Source organism: Streptomyces sp. GL_141 (assembly GCF_057834385.1).
In genome coordinates this window covers 3854252-3872603 of the sequence record NZ_CM174402.1, presented here as the reverse complement: position 1 = coordinate 3872603, position 18352 = coordinate 3854252, and the positions used below count along the sequence as shown (strand labels likewise).

Genomic DNA, 18352 nt, shown 5'->3' with positions numbered 1-18352 from the left:
CGGCGGGGCCGGGCCCTTCCCGCGTGTCCGCATCCCGCATCCCCCAGACTGGGGCCATGTCTCTTCACCAGAACCTCCTCGGGGGCCCCGCCCCCACCCACCTCCCCGACGAGCCGGGCATCGCGGCCATCGCCGCGGGCACCCCCGCCGTCGAGGTGGCCGCCGCGCACCCGACCTCCTCCCTCGCCTGGGCCCTCCTCGCCGACGAGGCCTTCGCGGCCGGCCGCACGGTCGAGTCGTACGCCTACGCCCGTACGGGCTACCACCGCGGCCTGGACGCGCTGCGCCGCGCGGGCTGGAAGGGCCACGGCCCGGTGCCGTGGGAGCACGAGCCCAACCGCGGCTTCCTGCGCGCCCTGAACGCCCTGGCCCGCGCGGCCGGCGCGATCGACGAGAAGGAGGAGTACGCGCGCTGCTCGACCTTCCTGCGCGACTCCTCCGAGACGGCCGCGGACGTCCTCGCGGTCTGAGGCCCGAGGGCCTTGCACGCCCGGAACCGGGCGGGTTCCCTCCGGGGGCCCGCCCGGTCGCGGGAAGTGACGTGCGCCACTGACTATTGAAGCCCTGCGGCACGACGGTCTTATGATGCGGACAGGGGACCGGAGCTCCACTCACCTCACCGGAAGGAGCGGACCGCTACCCGGAAGCACGTATCGAGGAGACAGCGATGTCGCACGCCCTTGATGCCTCCGGAGACGGCGGTTCGGACACCCCGAACCTCGACTTCGCCGGCACGACCCCCTACGAGGACTACGTCCAGGCGGACGTCCTCACCCACCTCCAGCACCTGCGCTCGGACGACCCGGGCGAGATGGTCTTCCTGGTCACCACCCAGGTCATGGAGCTGTGGTTCACGGTCATCGTCCACGAGTGGGAGACCGCCGCGAAGGCGCTCCGCGAGGACCAGCTGCCCGTCGCGATGGACGCGCTGAAACGATCCCTCCGCGAGCTGGAGGCCCTCAACGCCTCCTGGCGCCCCCTCGCCCAGCTGACCCCGGGCCAGTTCAACGCCTACCGCGCCGCCCTCGGCGAGGGCTCCGGCTTCCAGTCGGCGATGTACCGCCGGATGGAGTTCCTGCTCGGCGACAAGGCCGCCTCCATGCTGGTCCCGCACCGCGGCGCCCCGCGCGTCCACGCGGAGCTGGAGAAGGCCCTCCAGGAGCCCAGCCTCTACGACGAGGTGCTGCGCCTCCTCGCCCGCCGCGGCCTCCCGGTCCCGCCGTCCGTCCTCGACCGCGACCTCTCGCAGCGCTACGAGCCCTCGCCCGAGGTCGAAGCCGTCTGGACGGCCCTGTACGCGACCCCGGACGCCCACCTGGACCTGCACCGCCTCGGCGAGGTCCTCACCGACGTCGCCGAGCTGGTCTGGCGCTGGCGCAACGACCACCTGGTCGCCACCCGGCGCGCGATGGGCGCGAAGACGGGAACCGGCGGTTCGGCCGGCGTGACCTGGCTGGAGAAGCGCGCCCAGAAGAACGTCTTCCCGGAGCTGTGGACGGCGCGCAGCCATGTCTGAGCCGACCGCGGGACCGGACCTGGCGGCCCGCGCCGAAGCCCTGGACGCGGCCGACCCCCTCGGCAAGCTCCGCGACCGCTTCACCCTCCCCGAGGGCGTGGTCTACCTCGACGGCAACAGCCTCGGCGCCCTGCCCACAGGGGTGGCCGCCCGGCTCGCCGAGGTCGTCACGGAGCAGTGGGGCACCCGCCTGATCCGCTCCTGGACCGAGGGCGAAGCCAACTGGTGGAACGCCCCCGAGCGCATCGGCGACCGGATAGCCCCGCTGGTCGGCGCCGCCGCCGGCCAGGTGGTCGTCGGCGACTCCACCAGCGTCAACCTCTTCAAGGCCCTGGTCGGCGCCGCCCGGCTGGCCGCGCCCGGCCGGACCGAGCTGCTCGTGGACGCCGCCACCTTCCCCACCGACGGCTACATCGCCGAGTCGGCGGCCCGGATGACGGGCCTGCGCGTCGTCCCGGTCGACCCGGCCGCCGCCGCGGGGGCGATGGGTCCGGACACCGCCGTGGTGCTCCTCAACCACGCCGACTACCGCACCGGCCGCCTGCACGACCTCCCCGCCCTCACCGCGGCCGCGCACGCCGCCGGGGCGCTCGTCGTCTGGGACCTGTGCCACACCGCCGGGGCGCTGCCGGTGGGCCTCGACGCGCACGCCGTGGACCTCGCGGTCGGCTGCACGTACAAGTACCTCAACGGCGGCCCCGGTGCCCCCGCGTACCTGTACGTCGCCGCCCGCCACCAGTCCGCCTTCGATTCCCCGCTGCCGGGCTGGAACGGCCACGCGGACCCGTTCGCGATGACCCCCTCCTACGAGGCCGCGCAGGGCGTGGCGCGGGCCCGCGTCGGCACCCCGGACATCCTGTCCATGCTCGCGCTGGAGGCCGCCCTGGACGCCTGGGACGGGGTCGCGGTCGAGGACGTCCGTGCGAAGTCCCTCGCGCTGACCGACTTCTTCCTCGACTGCGTGGCGGCGTACGTCCCTGCGGGCAAGGTCGAGCTGGTCACCCCGACCGGGCACGACCAGCGCGCCAGCCAGGTGTCGCTGCGCACGGAGAACGCGGACGGGGTCATGCGCGAGCTCATCTCCCGGGGGGTGATCGGGGACTTCCGAGCCCCCGACGTCCTGCGGTTCGGATTCACTCCGCTGTACGTCGGCTTCGCGGACGCGGAGCGTGCGGCGCGCGCACTGGGTCACATTTTCGGGTGAACCGGTAGCGAAACGTCACATCACCGCGCGGGCGGGGCTACGGCCCCGCCCGCGCCGGTATCTCCCCGGTCCGCCACGGAGGGGACCGTTCCGGCCTGATACGGTCCCGCTCTGCCGGAACACCGGAACACCAGTCCCCCTCGTCCCACGCGTTACCGGAGGTTGAGCCGATGACGGACCCCGCAGTCGAACGGGACGCCGCCGAGGCCGCCTCGGCCTTCTCCCATCCGCCCGTAGCCCCCGACGCGACGGCCGCCTACGGAGAACACCCCGACCAGATCGTCGACTTCCACGCCCCCCGCGGTGAACGGGCGCAGCCGGGCGTCCCGCGCTCCGCGCCGCTGGTCGTCGTCCTGCACGGCGGGGCCTGGCGCGCCCCGTACGACCGGCAGCACATCACCCCCTTCGCGGACTTCCTGGCCCGGCAGGGATTCGCCGTCGCCAACATCGAGTACCGGCGCGGGCAGTCCCGGGCATCGCTGCCCCTGCCCCACCAGGACGCCGAGGGCCCGGTGGCCGGCCGCTGGCCCGACACCTTCGACGACGTGGCCGCCGCACTGGACGCCCTCCCGGAGCTCGCCGCCGGCTGCCTGCCGGAGGCCGACCCCCGCCGCATGGTGCTGACCGGCCACTCGGCCGGAGGCCACCTCGCGCTGTGGGCCGCGGCCCGGCACGTGCTCCCGCAGGACGCCCCGGCCGGCTGGAGACTGCCCTCGCCGCCGCTGCTGCGCGGAGTGGTGGCGCTGGCCCCGATCGCGGACTTCACCGTCGCGGAGGAGCTCGGGGTGTGCGGGGGTGCCTCGGCGCAACTCCTGGGCGGAGCGGCGGCCTTCGCCGCGCGGCGCCCGTACGCGGACCCGGCGGCGCTGCTCCCGACCGGCATCGCGACGGCGGTGGTCCAGGGGCGCGGCGACATCGTGGTCCCGGAGTCGGTGTCGGAGGCGTACGTCGCGGCGGCCGCGCTGGCGGGGGAGATGGTCGGACTGACCCTGCTGGACGGAGTCGGACATTTCCCGCTGATCGACCCGGCGGCGGATGGTTGTGCTGTGGTCGCCGAAGAAATCTCACAACTGGCCTGGTAGTTCCGCTGGATACGCTGATCAGGTTTGACTCTGTCAGTGTGTGAAACAGCAAAAATGGGGGGGCCGGTGCGCAATCGCCGACTCGTAATGTCCGCTGCCCTGATGGCCGCGGGACTCGGGCTCATCCCGGGCATGGCCTCGGCCACGGCCGCGCCTGCGGGGCCCGTCGCGCCCGTCGCGCCCGTCGCGCCCGTCGCGCAGAAGACGTACCACAGCCCTGCCGACCGCACGGTCCGCACGGCGCTGCCCACGGTCGGTCGCACGACCGCGGCCGGCGGGAACAAGGACCTCCGCGTCGGTGTGGGCGGTTACGGCAGCACCGCGCTCGGGCTGGGGATCAAGACCGAGATCACGAGCGAGGACGTGGCACTCGACGTCACCATCGACTGGGGCGACGGCAAGACGACCGAGTTCACCACGAAGGGGACCGGCGAGCAGCGGCACCCGCACACGTACACCGAGGTCGGCGAGTACCAGGTGAAGGTGACGGTCGTCGACGCCACCAACGGTGTCCGCGCCGAGAACGGCCTCACGCACCTCACCCCGGGCACCGAGTTCAACCCCTACGCCCCGACCCGGCTGCTGGACACCCGCAACGGCACGGGCGTGAAGGCGGGCAAGGTCGCCGGGCGCGGCCAGACCCGCGTGAAGGTGACCGGCATCGGCGGCATTCCGGCGGCCGGCTCCGGCGCGGCGAACGGCGTCGACGCGGTGGCCCTCAACGTCACGGTCACCAACACGGTGGCCCCCGGGCACGTGACGGTGTGGGAGGGCGAGGGCACGGGGATCCCCGAGACGTCGAACCTGAACTACGCGTCCGGCCAGTCCGTCTCGAACACGGTCATCGCGCAGGTCGGCAGCGACGGCTACGTCGACCTCTTCAACGGCGGCTGGAGCTCCGTCGACCTGGTCGTCGACATCACGGGCTACTTCACGTACAAGGCGGCCAGCGGCTACACGGCGCTGAAGCCGACCCGCTTCGCGGACACCCGTGAGGGCCTCGGCGCGGCCAAGGGCCAGGTGCCCCCGCGGACCTCGTTCCAGACCCGGGTCGGCGGCGTCAACCCCGTGCCCGGCGGCATCACCGCGGTGGCGCTGAACGTGACGGCGACCAACCCGAAGGACGCCGGCCACCTCTCCCTGTACCCGAGCGGGGCCATGGTCCCCACCGCGTCCAGCCTGAACTTCGCGGCCGGCGAGACGGTGGCGAACTCGGTGATCGTGCCGGTCGGTCCCGACGGCATGGTCAACGTCTTCAACGGCGGCTGGGCCCCGACCGACGTGGTGATCGACGTGGTCGGCTACTACAGCAAGGACAGCAAGGCCGCCTACGTGGCGGGCGGGGGGTTGCGCCTCCTCGACACCCGGAAGCCCGACAGCTGGTACGGGGGCGGGAAGTTCCCCGCCCGCGGCTACATCGCCCAGGGCTTCTCGGTGGTCGACGACCCGGAGGGCATCGAGGCGTACGTCCTGAACACGACCGTCACCAACACCACGGACACCGGATTCCTGTCGGTCGCCCCGGGCCCGTTCCCGTGGCTGATCAACGACCAGCCCGGTGCGCCCGTACCGCCGCGCCCGGTCTCCTCGAACCTGAACTGGACGGCCGGCAAGACCGTCCCGAACCTGGTGCAGGCCAGTGACGGCGAGCACGGCGTCATCCACTTCTGGAACCAGGGCTGGAAGGACGCCGACCTGATCGTCGACGTCTTCGGCGTCTACCAGACCAAGTAGCACCCCAGGGGCGGCACGCGACGGCGTGCCGCCCCTGGGCCCGGAGGGGCGGACGATCAGTCCTCGGCCCCTGCGGGGGCGTGGGGAGGGGTGGCCGGGAGTTCGAAGACGAGCTCGATTCCGTCGGTCTCGTTTCCTCGTTCGGCGACGCGGGCGAAGCCGAAGCCCGCGATGGTCGCCAGGGAAGCGGTGTTGTCGGATCGGATCGTGGCCCGGACGGTCCTGACATCGGGCTCTTCGGCGGCCCGGGCCAGGAGGGCGGTCAGCATGGCGCGGGCATAGCCCTGGCGGCGGTAGGCGGACACCACGCTGTAGCCGACCTCGACCACGCCGTCCTCGCTCGGCGGGCCGTGGAACCCGGCGTCGCCGATGACCGTCCCGTCCGGCTCGGACACTGCGGCCCGGGTGGTCCAGGGGGCGGCGGACGGGTCCTTCGCGTTGGGTGTGGACTACATGAAGTACCCGTTCAGGTCGGCGATCACGTCCACCGAGCCGGAGTTGTTGAAGAACGTCACCCGGCCGTCCACCACCGGGACCACCACCAGGTTGGAGACGGTCTTGCCGGCCGTGAAGTTGAGGTTCGACACGTTGGGGCGGGCCGCCCCGTGCGGGTGGACGATGAGGTGGCTGTCGGACGTGGGGTTGGTGACCGTGACGTTGAGGACGACCGCGGTCACCCCCTGCGCCGGTACGCCCTCCACCCCGGACACCTGCAGGCTGACCAGTCCGCCGGAGCCCACGGGCCCGGGGCGGGCGCCGGTGCCGTCGCGGGTGTCCAGGAGGCGGACCGGCGCACCCGAGGAGAAGGTCGAGCCGGTCGCCGCGTAGTAGCCGGTGACGTCGGCGATCAGGTCGACCGAGCCGGAGTTGTTGCGCAGGTCCACCTTTCCGTTGACCACCGGGACGACCACGAGGTTGGGCACGATCTGCCCCGGCGTGAAGTTGAGGTTCGAGACCCCGGGCACGGGCTGACCGTTCGGGTAGACCGTGACGTGGCCCGCCTCGGTGGGCTGGACGGCGGTGACGTTCATGACCACGGCGGTGACTCCGGTGGCCGGTACGCCCTTGACGCCCGCGACCTGGAGGGTGACCACACCGCCCGTACCGACGCGCTGCTTCTTCGCGCCGGTGCCGTCGCGGGTGTCGAGGAACCGGGACGGGGTGATCGGGGTGAAGGAGGAGCCGGTCCCGGCCTTGTCGGTGTAGTAGCCGGTGACGTCGGCGATCAGGTCGACGGTGCCGGCGCTGTTGCGCAGGTCCACCTTCCCGTTGACGACCGGCACCGTCACGAGGTTGGGCACGATCTGCCCGGCCGCGTAGTTGATGTTCGATACCCCGGGCAGCGGGCGGCTGTTGGGGTAGACGGTGACGTGGCCCGGCTGGGTGGGCTGGACGGCGGTGACGTTCATGACCACGGCGGTGACTCCGGTGGCCGGGACGCCCTTGACGCCCGCGACCTGGAGGGTGACCACACCGCCCGCGCCGACGCGCTGCTTCTTCGCGCCGGTGCCGTCGCGGGTGTCGAGGAACCGGGACGGGGTGAGCGGCACGTACCGGGACTTGCCCGGAGTCGAGGCGGTCGTGACCGTGTACGCCTTCGGGAGGTAGCCCGGGGAGGGCACGCCGCCGGTGTAGCCGACGCCCTCGCGGAGCAGGTCGTAGGTGCCCGGGGGCAGGTCGGTGGTGTCGACCTGGACGTTGAGGGCGGTGCCCGCGGCGTTCACGGAGACCTGGACGAGCGGCCGCTCCTGGCCGCCGCCCACCAGCTTGAGCTTCGTGCCCAGGGTGAGGCCCGTACCGCTGACGACGGCCCGGGAACGGGTACCGGTGGGGCTGGCGGCGGGGCTGATGCCGGTCGGGAGCTGGGCCGACGGGGGAGTGCAGCCGTTGTCGCAGACGCCCTCCATCGTGAACTCGACGGGCGTGGGCGCCTTTCGGGCGCTCACCAGCAGGACCGCCTGAGCGGCAGGGGCGTCGGTGGTGCTGGAGCAGCGCACACCGAACCGGCCCATCGCGCCGATGCAGCCGTACTTGCTGTACGAGGCGTTCCAGTCGGCGGCGGTGTCCAGATCCACCCAGGGGTGGTCGCCGTTGGTGGAACTGCTGGTGCCGACGACGTTGAAGGCCTGACCGGGCTTGATGTCGAGTACGGCGCAGTAGCCGGTGGAGGATTCCGTGAGCACCCCGCTGCGGGCCGGGAAGCCCTCGGGGGAGACCCGGTTCGCCGTGCACTCCGCAGCCCATCCGGCGGCGGTGCCCACCCGCCAGGTGTCCACGTTGGTGTGGATCGGCTTGTCCTCGTAACCGGTGGCGATCAGCACCACCACGTACGAGGTCGAGCCGGTCACCTGGCAGGAGACGCCCTGCTGCCAGCAGAGGATCTTGCCGGCGGGGTCGAGGACCGCCGTCGTGGTGGTGGGGTCGTACCGTCCCCCGAGCGTCCGCGCGCTGAGCCACATCTTGTCCGCGGCGGCGGCGGGAACGCGCAGGCAGCGTGCGTCCAGGGCCGAGGTCAGGTCGAAGGGGGTGGAGGGACCGCCCACCTTCGTCGAGGCGGGCGCGGCGCAGTTCGCCGTCGGCGACACGTCGCGGCGCACCAGCGTGTACGTGTCGGCTCCGCCCCAGCCGGCCAGCAGGGCCGTGTAGGCGGTGCCGGGAGTCAGGGGGCAACTGGTGGTGGTGCTGTAGTAGTTCGTCTCGCAGGCCACGTTGCCCTGCGGGTCGACGACCCGGACCGTGGCGTTCAGCTTGTTCTGGCTGTTGGTGTAGTCGAGCAGCTCGGCGGACGCGTGCTTGTCGGCGGGCAGGCTCAGGCACGCCTGGCGGACGTCGGCGGGCAGGCCGACCCGGGCGCCGGTGGAGGCGCCGAAGGTGGTCTGCGGCCACGGCGTGCAGCCGGCGGCCTCACCGGTGCGGTGGACCACCAGGCCGTACGCCGTGGAGGCCTCGCCGGTCAGCACCACGCGGAACGGGGCGGTGCCGGTCAGCTTGCAGACGGCCTCCGGGGAGCCTTCGCACTGCTGGGCGCCGGAGGCGTCGTAGACGGCCGTGTCGGCGTGGTCCCCGTCGGCCGGGGGCCGGTTGAGGAGGTAGACGCCCTTGCCGGTGGCGGTCGACAGGGTCAGGCAGAGCTGCTGCCCGGGTCCGCCGAAGGTGCCGGTGGCCGGGCCGGACACCAGGCCGTCGTCCCGGGTCGCGGTGCAGCCCCGGGCCTCCTTCGCGGAGTGGAAGGCCATCCCGAAGGCGCCGGCGTCGGTGGTGCGGGGGTCGACGGCCCAGGTGTAGTCCCCGGCGGGCAGGGTGCAGCCCGTCGCGCAGTCGGCGACCTGGGTGCCCGCGGCCGTGTACAGCAGGCCGTAGGGCGCGGTGCCGGCGGAGACCGGGGCGTAGGTGTACGGGCCCGCCGACGGGACGCGCAGCACGCGGCAGCGCACCGTGGAGGTCAGGTCCGGGGAGGCTCCGTAGGCCTGGGGCTCGACGACCGGGCAGCCCTCGGGCTTGGAGAACCGGGCGGCGGTGAAGGCGTAGGGCTCGGCCGCGCCGTAGGACTGCAGCACCGACACCCGGTACGGGGCGGTGCCGGTGAGCGTGCAGTCGAGCGCGTCGCCCTCGCGGTTCAGGGAGGAGCAGATTTCCTTGCCCGCGGCGTCGTAGACGCTCTCCAGCACCCGGTACGAGGTGGCGTGGCTGCGCACGAGGTCGTTCGCGGCCAGCCCCAGCGTGTAGCAGTCACCGGCGGAGCCGGCGGGCAGCGAACGCTGGAACACGGTCGGGGCGCCGAGCTTGGAGTCGGCGGCTCCGACCGGGATGCAGGCGGTGGTGGAGAGCAGCGGGGTGTACGCGACGGAGGCGCCGGTGTCGTTGCCGCTGTTGTTCATCAGCGTCAGCGTGTACGCGCCGGCGGTGGTGGTGGGGCAGCGCAGGGCGCCTTCGGAGGACGGGCGTACGGGCTCGCAGGCGACGGCCGAACCGTCGGGTGCGAGGAGCCGGGGATAGAGCGACCCCTGGGCGGCGACGGCCTGGATCAGGACCAGGTCCTTCTGCTGCGGCAGGGTCAGCGCGATCCGGGCCGTCGTGGACGACGGGACGGCGCAGTCGACGATCTCGTGCGGCTTCAGCGCCGCCGGGCAGGGGCCCGACGGGTCGGCCTCTGCGAGCGAGCGGACGGCGGCCTCGCGGTCCGCCTTCGGGTCCGGCTTCGGCGCGGCCCGCGGGCCTGCGGCCCGCGGTGCGACGGCAGTTGCGGTGGCCGGATCGGTGGTGGTGGTGCCGGGCGACGGGGCCGCGAGGGCGACCCCGCTCCGGCCGGTGAACGCCGTCAGCACGGCGAGCAGCAGGGCGCCGGAGGCGAGGGCCGTACGGCTTCTCCCCCTGGTCGCGGACATACCTCTGCCAAGCGGCAGCAAACTCATGAACCCCCCAGTTCAAGCAGGCCCGCTTCCGTGATCAGCACGGGATTCGCGGGCAGGCGGAGCATATCCCCTTGCCGGACCCGGCTGAGAAGCGGTTATGTACGCTGCTCGCGAGATCAAATCTGATCATGTTCAAACAGAAGTGGGGGGCCGGTGCGCAATCGCCGACTCGTAGTTTCGGCCGCCATCGTGGCGGCTGCCGTGGGGCTCGTACCGGGGACCGCCTCGGCGGTGTCCGTGTCCGGAGCCACCACGTCCGGTGCGAAGGCGTCCGGGGTCGACCGGGACGCGGTGCGGAAGGCCAAGGGGAGGACCTTCAGCAGCCCGGCCGAACGCACGGTCACGACGGCACCTTCGGGCGCCGCCGCCAAGGGGAGCGCCCGGGTGCAGCAGGCGCCGGACGCGGCCACCGCGGCCGACCAGCGGCTCAGGGTCGCTGTGAACGCGTTCGCCGAGGGCGTGGACTCGTTCAACCTGGAGAGCATCGTCTCCAGCCAGGAGTACGCCCTCGTCGACGTCGTCATCGCCTGGGGCGACGGCACCACGGATACGTACAACGCCAGTGTCATGCCGCGCGACTTCCATCTGCACCGCGCCACGCACCAGTACGCCGCGATCGGCTCGTACGAGATCAAGGTCACGGTGAAGGACTCCGCGACGGGTGGTGAGGCGGAGAACAGCCTGACCGTCGCCACCGAGGGCACCGAGTTCACCGCACACGAGCCGAAGCGGCTGCTGGACACCCGTGAGGGCATCGGCGCCGCGCGGGCCAAGGTCGGCGCGCGCAGTTCGGTCGCGCTGAAGGTGGCGGGAGCCGGGAAGGTGCCCGCCGGGGTCCGCTCCGTGGTTCTCAACCTCACCGTCACCAACACCACGGCGCCGGGCCACGTCTCGGCGGCCCAGGAAAAGGGGCTGGCGGAGAATGCCCAGACCTCGGTCCTGAACTACGTCGCGGGCCAGTCCGTGCCGAACCTGGTGATCGTGCCGGTCGGCGAGGACGGGTACGTGCACCTGTTCAACGCGGGCTGGGCGCCGGTCGATCTGCTGGCCGACGTCACCGGCTACTTCACCGCGTCGAAGGCTGCCGGCTACGGGGCGCTGGCCCCGACCCGGATCGTGGACACCCGGGAGGGCCAGGGCACGGCGAAGGGCCAGGTGCCCGGGTACGGGTCCTTCGACATCGGGATCGCCGGGCGCTCGGGCGTGCCGGCCGGCGCCACCGCGGTCGCGCTGAACCTGACCGTCACCAACCCGCGGTCGGCCGGACACCTGACGGCCTACCCCGCGGGGAAGACGGCGCCGACCACGTCGAACGTGAACTTCGCGGCGGGCCAGACCGTCGCCAACGCGGTGATCGTGCCGGTCGGCGCCGACGGGAAGATCACCGTCCGCAACGGCGGCTGGAACCCCGCCGACGTGGTCGTGGACGTCGTCGGCTACTACTCCCCGCAGAGCAGGTCCGCCCTCGTGGTTCCCCCGGTGCCCTTCCGGATCCTGGACACGCGCGAGAACGGCAGCTGGAACGACCGCCCGGCGTTCCCGCTGGCGCCCCGCAGCTACGAGTGGCTGGGCCTCGAAGGCGACACGCCGGCCGCCGAGGTCGACGCGTGGGCCCTGAACACCACGGTCACCAACACCCGCGGTGACGGATTCCTGTCGGTGGCCCCGGACCCGAACCTCTGGTCCGACTACGTGCGCGGCAAGAACGTGAAGCCGCAGCGGCCGGTGTCCTCGGCCCTGAACTGGACGGCGGGCGCGACCGTGCCGAATCTGGTGCAGACGCCCGGCGGCAAGGGCGGCATCGTGGACTTCTGGAACCAGGGCTGGTCGTCCGTCGACCTGGTCGTCGACCTGACCGGCTTCTACGAGACTCCCGGAGCCTGACACACCGCGAGGGGCGGGGCGCCGTACCGGCACCCCGCCCCTCGCGTGCGTCGCTAGAGGAACGAGTTGATCTCGATCGTCTCGGTGCGGCCGGGGCCGACGCCGATCGCGGAGATCGGGGCGCCCGACATCTCTTCCAGGGCCTTGACGTACGCCTGGGCGTTCTTCGGGAGGTCCGCGAAGGTCTTGGCCTTGGTGATGTCCTCGGACCAGCCGGGGAAGTTTTCGTAGATCGGCTTCGCGTGGTGGAAGTCCGTCTGCGAGTACGGGAGCTCCTCGACGCGCTTGCCGTCGATCTCGTACGCGACGCAGACCGGGATCTCTTCCCAGCCGGTCAGCACGTCCAGCTTGGTGAGGAAGAAGTCCGTCAGGCCGTTGACGCGGGTCGCGTAGCGGGCGATCGGGGCGTCGAACCAGCCGCAGCGGCGGTCACGGCCGGTGGTGACACCGCGCTCGCCGCCGATGCGGCGCAGGGCCTCGCCGTCCGCGTCGAACAGCTCGGTCGGGAACGGGCCGGCGCCGACGCGGGTCGTGTACGCCTTCAGGATGCCGATGACGCGGCTGATCTTCGTCGGGCCGACGCCCGCACCGGTGCAGGCGCCACCGGCGGTCGGGTTCGAGGAGGTGACGAAGGGGTACGTGCCGTGGTCGACGTCGAGCAGGGTGCCCTGGCCGCCCTCGAAGAGCACGACCTTGTCCTGGTCGAGCGCCTTGTTGATGATCAGGGTGGTGTCGGCGACGTACTGCTTGATCTGCTCCGCGTAGCCGAGCAGCTCTTCGACGATCTGCGCCGACTCGATCGCGCGGCGGTTGTACAGCTTCGTGAGGAGCTGGTTCTTGCCCTCCAGCGCCGCTTCGACCTTCTGGGTGAGGATCGACTCGTCGTAGAGGTCCTGGATCCGGATGCCGACGCGGTTGATCTTGTCCGCGTAGGTCGGTCCGATGCCGCGGCCGGTCGTACCGATCTTGCGCTTGCCGAGGAAGCGCTCGCCGACCTTGTCGAGGGTGACGTTGTACGGCGTGATCACGTGCGCGTTGCCGCTGACCAGCAGCTTGGAGGTGTCGATGCCGCGCTCGTTCAGGCCGCGCAGCTCGGAGAGCAGGACGGCCGGGTCGATGACGACACCGTTGCCGATGACCGGGGTGCATCCGGGGGAGAGGATGCCGGAAGGGAGAAGGTGCAGTGCGTACTTCTGGTCGCCTACGACGACCGTGTGGCCGGCGTTGTTGCCGCCCTGGTAACGCACTACATAGTCAACGGATCCACCGAGCAGGTCGGTGGCCTTTCCCTTGCCCTCGTCACCCCACTGAGCTCCGAGCAGCACAAGAGCGGGCACAGGCGTACACCTCTTCCGGATGGGGCATGTCCAAGGTCAGGGGGCGTACGACGATGTACACCGCAGGCTGAGCCGTCGGACCGGTACCCCGGAATAGACGAAGGCCCTGGCGCAATAGCGCAAGGGCCTCTTGCACAAAGATGCTACCCGAGGAAGGACCGAGGTGTCGGCTCCAGAGCCCACCATGAGCCATGCGGGCGCGCCGGTAGGCGGCCTGCTCGTGCTCGTCGACCCGGTCGCCCGCCGTCTTGACGGCGAGTCCGTGCGAATCGCGAAAGATGTGTTGTCAGCGGGAGCGGCGGCGAAAATTTGCCTCCCGGACTCACAGGAGGAGTTTGCGCGGGCCCTTGCCCGCCGGGGTCATCGGCGGCCGGTGATCGTGGGCGACGATCGCGCACTGGTCCGGGCCGTCGGGCTGCTGCACCGTGAGCGGGCCCTGTCCGAGGGGGCCGTTTCGCTGATTCCGGTGGGGCCGGCGGGGTCGCTCGTACTGGCGCTGCAGCTCGGCGTGCCGCTGTCGGCCGTGTCGGCCGCGCGGGCGGTCCTGGACGGGGCCGTCGGCATGCGGGACCTGCTGGTCGACGACAGCGACGGGGTGGTGCTGGGCGGGATCGGCATCCCGCCGCCCCCCGTGGGGGCCGGATCCGGGTCCCGGCCGGGGTCCCGGTCCGGGGCCGGGGGCGTGCCGCGGCCGGCCGGGCCGTCGGTGTGGAACGCGTACCGCTCGCTGGTCCGTACGTTCGGCCGTCCGCCGGCCGGGGCCTGCTCCGCCACCGGATCCGGCGGCGGACACCGGCTGCGCGTGGAGGCCGACGGGGTGGTCCTGGCGGACGTGGACGGGATGGTCGAGGACGTCGCCGTGTCGGCCCGGGAGGGCGACGGGCTGGCGGACGTGCTGGTCCGGATGGCGGGGGCGGTCGCGGTACCGGGCTCCGGGGCGGGGTCCGGAGCGGGAGCGGGGTCCGGATCGGGAGCGGCTTCCGGCTCCGGCCATGGCCCCGGATCCGGCTCCGGCTCCGGCCGGGTGGTGCGGGTGCGGGCGTCGGCCGTGACCGTGTCCGGCGAGGATTTCCGCTACCGGTCGGACGTCGGGATCACCGGTCCGGTCCGGCGCCGCACGTGGACCTTGCACCCGGGCGCCTGGGGGCTGACACTGCCGCTGCAACGCTGACGCCGACGCGGGTGGGGAGGGCGGGGGCCGATGGCCCGGACCGGGATCGCGGACGTTCCCTGGTGGCTCGGGGTGTTCCGGTGGGTGACCCTCGCCGGGGCGGCCGTGTGCGGGCTCGCCGTGCAGGCGGGGATCGGTGCGGCCTACGACGACCCGACCGTGTCCTTGCGGGTGGTCGGCCGGAGCGCGGACGAACGGACCTGCGTGGTGGCCTGGCGGGACCGCGCCTTCGGGGAGAAGGAGCGGACCGCCGGTTTCCGCTGCTCGGCGGAGGAGGCGAAAGTGGCGACGTACCGGCCCTGGCGGGGCCGCCTCTACGAGGTCGGCGCATCCGGCCCGGGCGCGCGCTGGACGGGCCCGCTCGGCGCCCTCGGTGTGGTCGTGGTGGCCTGTGGCGTCGTCTTCGGCATCTACCGGAACTTCGTGCGGTGACCGTGGATGCCGAGGGCGCGGCGGATGCCGGGGACGCGGCGGATACCGCGGATGCCGGGGACGCCGGGGAGCGGGCTGACCCGGCGGGTGAGCCCGTGCCCGGGCCGCCGGGTGGAGCCGCCGTGCGGGACGCGCTCGCAGACTGGCGGCAGGACGCGCTGCTGATCGGCCTGCTGCCGGTGCTGTGCTGGCCCGCGCTGATCGGGGCGCTGGTCAGCCGGCCCGCGGCCTTGGAGGCGGTCCTGCTGGGGCTGCTGTGTGTGCCCGTGCTCGTGGCCCTCCGGGAGCTCTACGTCACGTGGAGCGTGCGCCGGACCCTGCGGGACCCGGAGCTGCGCTGGGTCCCGTACGACGTCCGGGTGCTGCGCGGGCGCGGGCTGCCGCCGCTGCTGGTCCTGAGCGGCGGCTCCGGGGGCCGCGGCCGCCGCGGGCCGTGGGTGCTGACCCTGGGGCCGCTGGGGCGGCGGGTGCTGCCGCCGCGGGCGTGGCCCCGTACGGATCCGGGCCTGCCGCAGTCGGGCCTCCCGCAGTCGGCCCTGCCTCCGTCGCCGTCGGAGTCGGAGGCCGGGGATCCGCCGCTGGAGCGGTTCGTGTGGCTGGCCGGGGACCCGGGGCCGGGGGCCGTCGTGTGGGCGCCGCGCGCCCGGGAGCTGGGCCGGGCGCGCAGGCTGTGGCGGCGGGGCGCGCTCAGTCGGAGGCGGCCGCCTCGATGAGGTCGCAGACGGGGCCGGGGAGGGAGGCGAGGGAGGCGTGGCTCGCGTCGAGCTCGACCGTCTTGCGGGGGTTCATGCGGGCGGCCATGCGGCGCTCGTTGTCGGGGTGGATCATGCGGTCGGCGGTGGAGACCTGGTACCAGGACGGCTTCGCACGCCAGGCGGGCGCGGTGACGGCGTCGCCGAAGGCGGAGGCGAGGGGGGCCTTCTGGGTCACGGCCATGACCAGGGCTTCCTCGGGGGTGAGGTCCTGGGCGAAGCTCTCGTGGAACTTGTCCTGCCTGACCCACAGATAGCCGTCGGAGTCGGGCGCGATGTTCTCGAACGCCGCGGGCGGATTCTCCTGGCTGATCCCGCCGGGGCTCTCCCCGGCGTCGGGCGCGAAGGCGGCGACGTAGACCAGTCCGGTGACGTTGGGCAGGTCGCCGGCCTCGGTGATGACGGCTCCGCCGTACGAGTGGCCGACGAGCAGCACCGGCCCGTCGATCTGCCGGACCATCTTGCGGGTCCGCTCGGCGTCGTCGGCGAGGGAGGTCAGCGGGTTCTCGACCGCGTGCAGGTCGGTGTATCCACGGCGGTGGAGCTCGCCGATGACCTTGGCCCAGTGGGCGGCGCCGCCCCAGAAGCCGTGGACGAGGACGATCGCGGGGGTGCGGACGGGGCTGTCGGCCATGAGGTTCTGCTCCTGAGTCCGGTGTCGGTGTCCCGGGTCCCGACTCCCTTGACCCGTGTCGGGACGTGTCGGGCCGGGTCGGATTGGAGGCCCCCCGGCCCACGCTAGGCGGGTGGCCTGCGGGCCGCCACGGCGCCACCGCCGACGCCGGACCTCGTCGGCAACCGTGGGCGGGGCCCCGGGCTACGGCAGGTTCAGGGTGGCGCGGTGGGTGCGCCAGCGGTCCATCAGGCCCAGGAGTTCGGCCTGCATGAACTCGAAGAACGCCGCCGTCTCGGCGATCCGGGCGCCCGCGGGGGAGTCGGGTCCGAGACTGGCCGCGCCGTCGCGGAGGGTCTTCTCCCAGAGGGTCAGGATCTGGTCCCGGCGGGTGAAGGTCTCGTACCAGAGCTCGTTGTGCAGCACGTAGCGATCGCGCCGCGAACCCGGCTCGCGCTCCCGGCTGACCATGTTGACCTGGGAGAGGTAGGAGACGGCTCCCGATACCGCCGCCGGGCTGATCCGCAGGGCCTCGCCCAACTCGGCCGAGGTCATCGCGCCGCCGTCGCTCGCGAGCAGCCGGGCGAAGACGCGCGCGGCCATCCGCTGCATCCCCGCCTCGGTCTGCTGCGCGCCGACTCCGGCGCCGTCGAACTGCTCGGCGGCGATCCGTGGACCGACGCCGTCGAACTGCACCGCCACATCGCCTACGTGCCCGGCGATGTCACCCTCTGGCGCAACCTCTCGGGCGGCGAGGTCATCGACCTCTACGGGCGCCTGCGCGGCGGCCGCGGCCTCGACCGGGCGCGCCGCGCCGAGCTGATCGAGCGGTTCGAACTCGACCCGACCAAGAAGGGGCGTACCTACTCCAAGGGCAACCGGCAGAAGGTCGCCCTCGTCGCCGCCTTCGCCGCCGACGTGGAACTGCTCATCCTCGACGAGCCCACCTCCGGACTCGACCCGCTGATGGAGGAGGTCTTCCGCGGCTGCGTCGCCGAGGCCCGGGCCGCCGGCCGCACCATCCTGCTCAGCTCGCACGTCCTCAGCGAGGTCGAGACCCTCTGCGACCGGGTCAGCATCATCCGCAAGGGCCGCACGGTCGAGACCGGCAGCCTCGCCGAACTGCGCCACCTGACCCGTACGTCGATCAGCGCCGAGCTCGCCGCACCGCCCAACGGGCTCGCGCACCTGCCGGGCGTCCACGACGTGCAGGTGCGGGGGCGGAAGATCCGGCTCCAGGCCGACACGGACAAGCTGGATGCCGTACTGCGGTCGCTGGCCGCCTCGGGGGTGCGGTCCCTGACCGCGACCCCGCCGACCCTCGAAGAGCTCTTCCTGCGGCACTACGCCCGGTCCGCCGAGGGGGCGGAGGAGCTGCGATGAAGCACCGTCAACTGGCCGGGACCACGGCCCTGCTGCGCCTCGCCCTGCGCCGTGACCGCGTCATGGTGCCGGTCTGGATCCTGGCCGTGACCGGCCTGGTGCTCAGCCTGCCCGCCTCCCTCGAATCGGTCTACGGGACGCCGGCCGAACGGGCCCGCCTGCTCTCCACCATGAGCGCGAACGGTTCGCTCCGCGCCCTCTACGGCCCCGCCTTCGGCGATTCGATCGGCGCGCTGACCGCCTGGCGGGGCGGGGTCTTCGCCGGGCTGCTCGCCGGGGGCATGAGCCTGATCATCGTGATCCGGCACACCCGCGAGGAGGAGGAGACGGGCCGTCAGGAGCTGTTGTCGGCGGCGATGGTGGGGCGCCGGGCCCCGCTGACGGCAGCCCTGCTGGCGGCCCTGTCCGCCAATGCGCTGGTCGCCCTCCTCGTCGCGGCCGGACTCGCCGGGCGGGGCGCGGGCGGAGCACTCGCCCTCGGACTTGGGATCGGCGCCACCGGGATGCTCTTCGCGTCGGCGGCCGCCGTCACGGCGCAGCTCACCGAGAGCGCGCGGCTCGCCAAGGGCCTCGCCGGGGCGCTGCTCGGCGCGGCCTTCGTCCTGCGCGCCGCGGGCGACGCGGGCTCCGCGGACGGTTCGTCGGTGCTGACCTGGATCTCACCGCTGGGCTGGCTGGAGCACGTACGGGCCTTCGCGGCCGAACGCTGGTGGGTGCTCCCCCTGTTCGCGGCGGCCTTCGCCGTCCAGACGGCCGCGGCCTACCTGTTCGCCGGCCGCCGCGACCTCGGCATGAGCTTCCTGGCGGTCCGCCCGGGCCCGGCCGAGGGTCC

At 72.8% G+C, this 18352-nt stretch carries 14 protein-coding genes and 2 pseudogenes; 11 read left to right on the top strand and 5 right to left on the bottom strand.

The annotated features are described in order from the left end of the window. Positions 1 to 56 precede the first annotated feature (56 nt). The 5 genes from AC3IX6_RS16815 (at position 57) to AC3IX6_RS16795 (ending at position 5536) form a co-directional block, all read left to right on the top strand. Positions 57 to 470 (top strand): DUF3151 domain-containing protein, encoded by a 414-nt coding sequence (locus AC3IX6_RS16815; protein WP_489370910.1) that lies wholly within the window; start codon positions 57 to 59, stop codon positions 468 to 470. A 197-nt stretch (positions 471 to 667) separates the two neighbouring features. Continuing rightward, positions 668 to 1516 carry a tryptophan 2,3-dioxygenase family protein gene (locus AC3IX6_RS16810; protein ID WP_489370909.1) on the top strand — a complete coding sequence of 283 codons (849 nt, stop codon included), beginning with the start codon at positions 668 to 670 and terminating at the stop codon, positions 1514 to 1516. Continuing rightward, entirely contained in the window at positions 1509 to 2720 is a 1212-nt protein-coding gene (kynU, locus tag AC3IX6_RS16805; RefSeq protein WP_489370907.1) for a kynureninase, read from the top strand. The genes AC3IX6_RS16810 and kynU overlap by 8 nt, the downstream gene beginning before the upstream one ends. Positions 2721 to 2890: 170 nt before the next feature. Next, on the top strand, positions 2891 to 3802 hold the full coding sequence (locus AC3IX6_RS16800; protein WP_489370906.1) for an alpha/beta hydrolase: 912 nt from the start codon (positions 2891 to 2893) through the stop codon (positions 3800 to 3802). A gap of 102 nt (positions 3803 to 3904) precedes the next feature. Further along, positions 3905 to 5536, top strand: coding sequence for a hypothetical protein (locus tag AC3IX6_RS16795; RefSeq protein WP_489370905.1), 1632 nt, complete (start codon positions 3905 to 3907; stop codon positions 5534 to 5536). Between the two features lie 56 nt (positions 5537 to 5592). Here AC3IX6_RS16795 and AC3IX6_RS16790 read toward each other — a convergent pair whose 3' ends face one another. Together AC3IX6_RS16790 and AC3IX6_RS16785 are read right to left on the bottom strand one after the other, a co-directional pair. Beyond that, on the bottom strand, positions 5593 to 5931 hold the full coding sequence (locus tag AC3IX6_RS16790) for a GNAT family N-acetyltransferase (protein ID WP_489370904.1): 339 nt from the start codon (positions 5929 to 5931) through the stop codon (positions 5593 to 5595). 54 nt (positions 5932 to 5985) lie between these two features. Beyond that, positions 5986 to 9921 (bottom strand): hypothetical protein, encoded by a 3936-nt coding sequence (locus tag AC3IX6_RS16785; RefSeq protein WP_489370902.1) that lies wholly within the window; start codon positions 9919 to 9921, stop codon positions 5986 to 5988. 228 nt (positions 9922 to 10149) lie between these two features. Between AC3IX6_RS16785 and AC3IX6_RS16780 the strand changes: the two genes are divergently transcribed. Further along, on the top strand, positions 10150 to 11832 hold the full coding sequence (locus AC3IX6_RS16780; protein WP_489370901.1) for a hypothetical protein: 1683 nt from the start codon (positions 10150 to 10152) through the stop codon (positions 11830 to 11832). Positions 11833 to 11885: 53 nt separating this feature from the next. Here the strand turns inward: AC3IX6_RS16780 and AC3IX6_RS16775 are convergent, their stop codons facing one another. Further along, positions 11886 to 13169 carry an adenylosuccinate synthase gene (locus tag AC3IX6_RS16775; RefSeq protein ID WP_327305424.1) on the bottom strand — a complete coding sequence of 428 codons (1284 nt, stop codon included), beginning with the start codon at positions 13167 to 13169 and terminating at the stop codon, positions 11886 to 11888. A gap of 184 nt (positions 13170 to 13353) precedes the next feature. Here AC3IX6_RS16775 and AC3IX6_RS16770 point away from each other — a divergent pair, with 184 nt between their 5' ends. From AC3IX6_RS16770 to AC3IX6_RS16760, 3 genes are read left to right on the top strand one after another with little or no spacing between them, the layout of a single operon-like run. Continuing rightward, on the top strand, positions 13354 to 14340 hold the full coding sequence (locus AC3IX6_RS16770) for a diacylglycerol kinase (RefSeq protein WP_489371475.1): 987 nt from the start codon (positions 13354 to 13356) through the stop codon (positions 14338 to 14340). 30 nt (positions 14341 to 14370) lie between these two features. Then, on the top strand, positions 14371 to 14772 hold the full coding sequence (locus AC3IX6_RS16765; protein WP_489370900.1) for a hypothetical protein: 402 nt from the start codon (positions 14371 to 14373) through the stop codon (positions 14770 to 14772). Further along, positions 14769 to 15485, top strand: coding sequence for a hypothetical protein (locus AC3IX6_RS16760; protein WP_489370898.1), 717 nt, complete (start codon positions 14769 to 14771; stop codon positions 15483 to 15485). Before AC3IX6_RS16765 ends, AC3IX6_RS16760 begins: the two co-directional genes overlap by 4 nt. On the opposite strand, the gene AC3IX6_RS16755 is transcribed toward AC3IX6_RS16760, so the two are convergent. Beyond that, the gene (locus AC3IX6_RS16755; RefSeq protein WP_489370897.1) at positions 15460 to 16158 is read right to left on the bottom strand and encodes an alpha/beta hydrolase; all 699 of its coding nucleotides are present in this window, start codon (positions 16156 to 16158) and stop codon (positions 15460 to 15462) included. The genes AC3IX6_RS16760 and AC3IX6_RS16755 overlap by 26 nt on opposite strands. 183 nt (positions 16159 to 16341) lie before the next feature. Beyond that, a complete protein-coding gene (locus tag AC3IX6_RS16750; RefSeq protein WP_489371474.1) occupies positions 16342 to 16806 on the bottom strand; it encodes a GbsR/MarR family transcriptional regulator in 465 nt (154 codons plus the stop codon). On the opposite strand from AC3IX6_RS16750, the pseudogene AC3IX6_RS16745 reads away from it, so the two are divergent. Then, positions 16756 to 17520 (top strand): annotated as a pseudogene (locus tag AC3IX6_RS16745) (ABC transporter ATP-binding protein); the annotation flags it as partial. The gene AC3IX6_RS16750 and the pseudogene AC3IX6_RS16745 overlap by 51 nt on opposite strands. Continuing rightward, positions 17517 to 18350: pseudogene (locus AC3IX6_RS16740) on the top strand (ABC transporter permease); the annotation flags it as partial. The pseudogenes AC3IX6_RS16745 and AC3IX6_RS16740, both read left to right, overlap by 4 nt. Between the last annotated feature and the right edge of the window lie 2 nt (positions 18351 to 18352).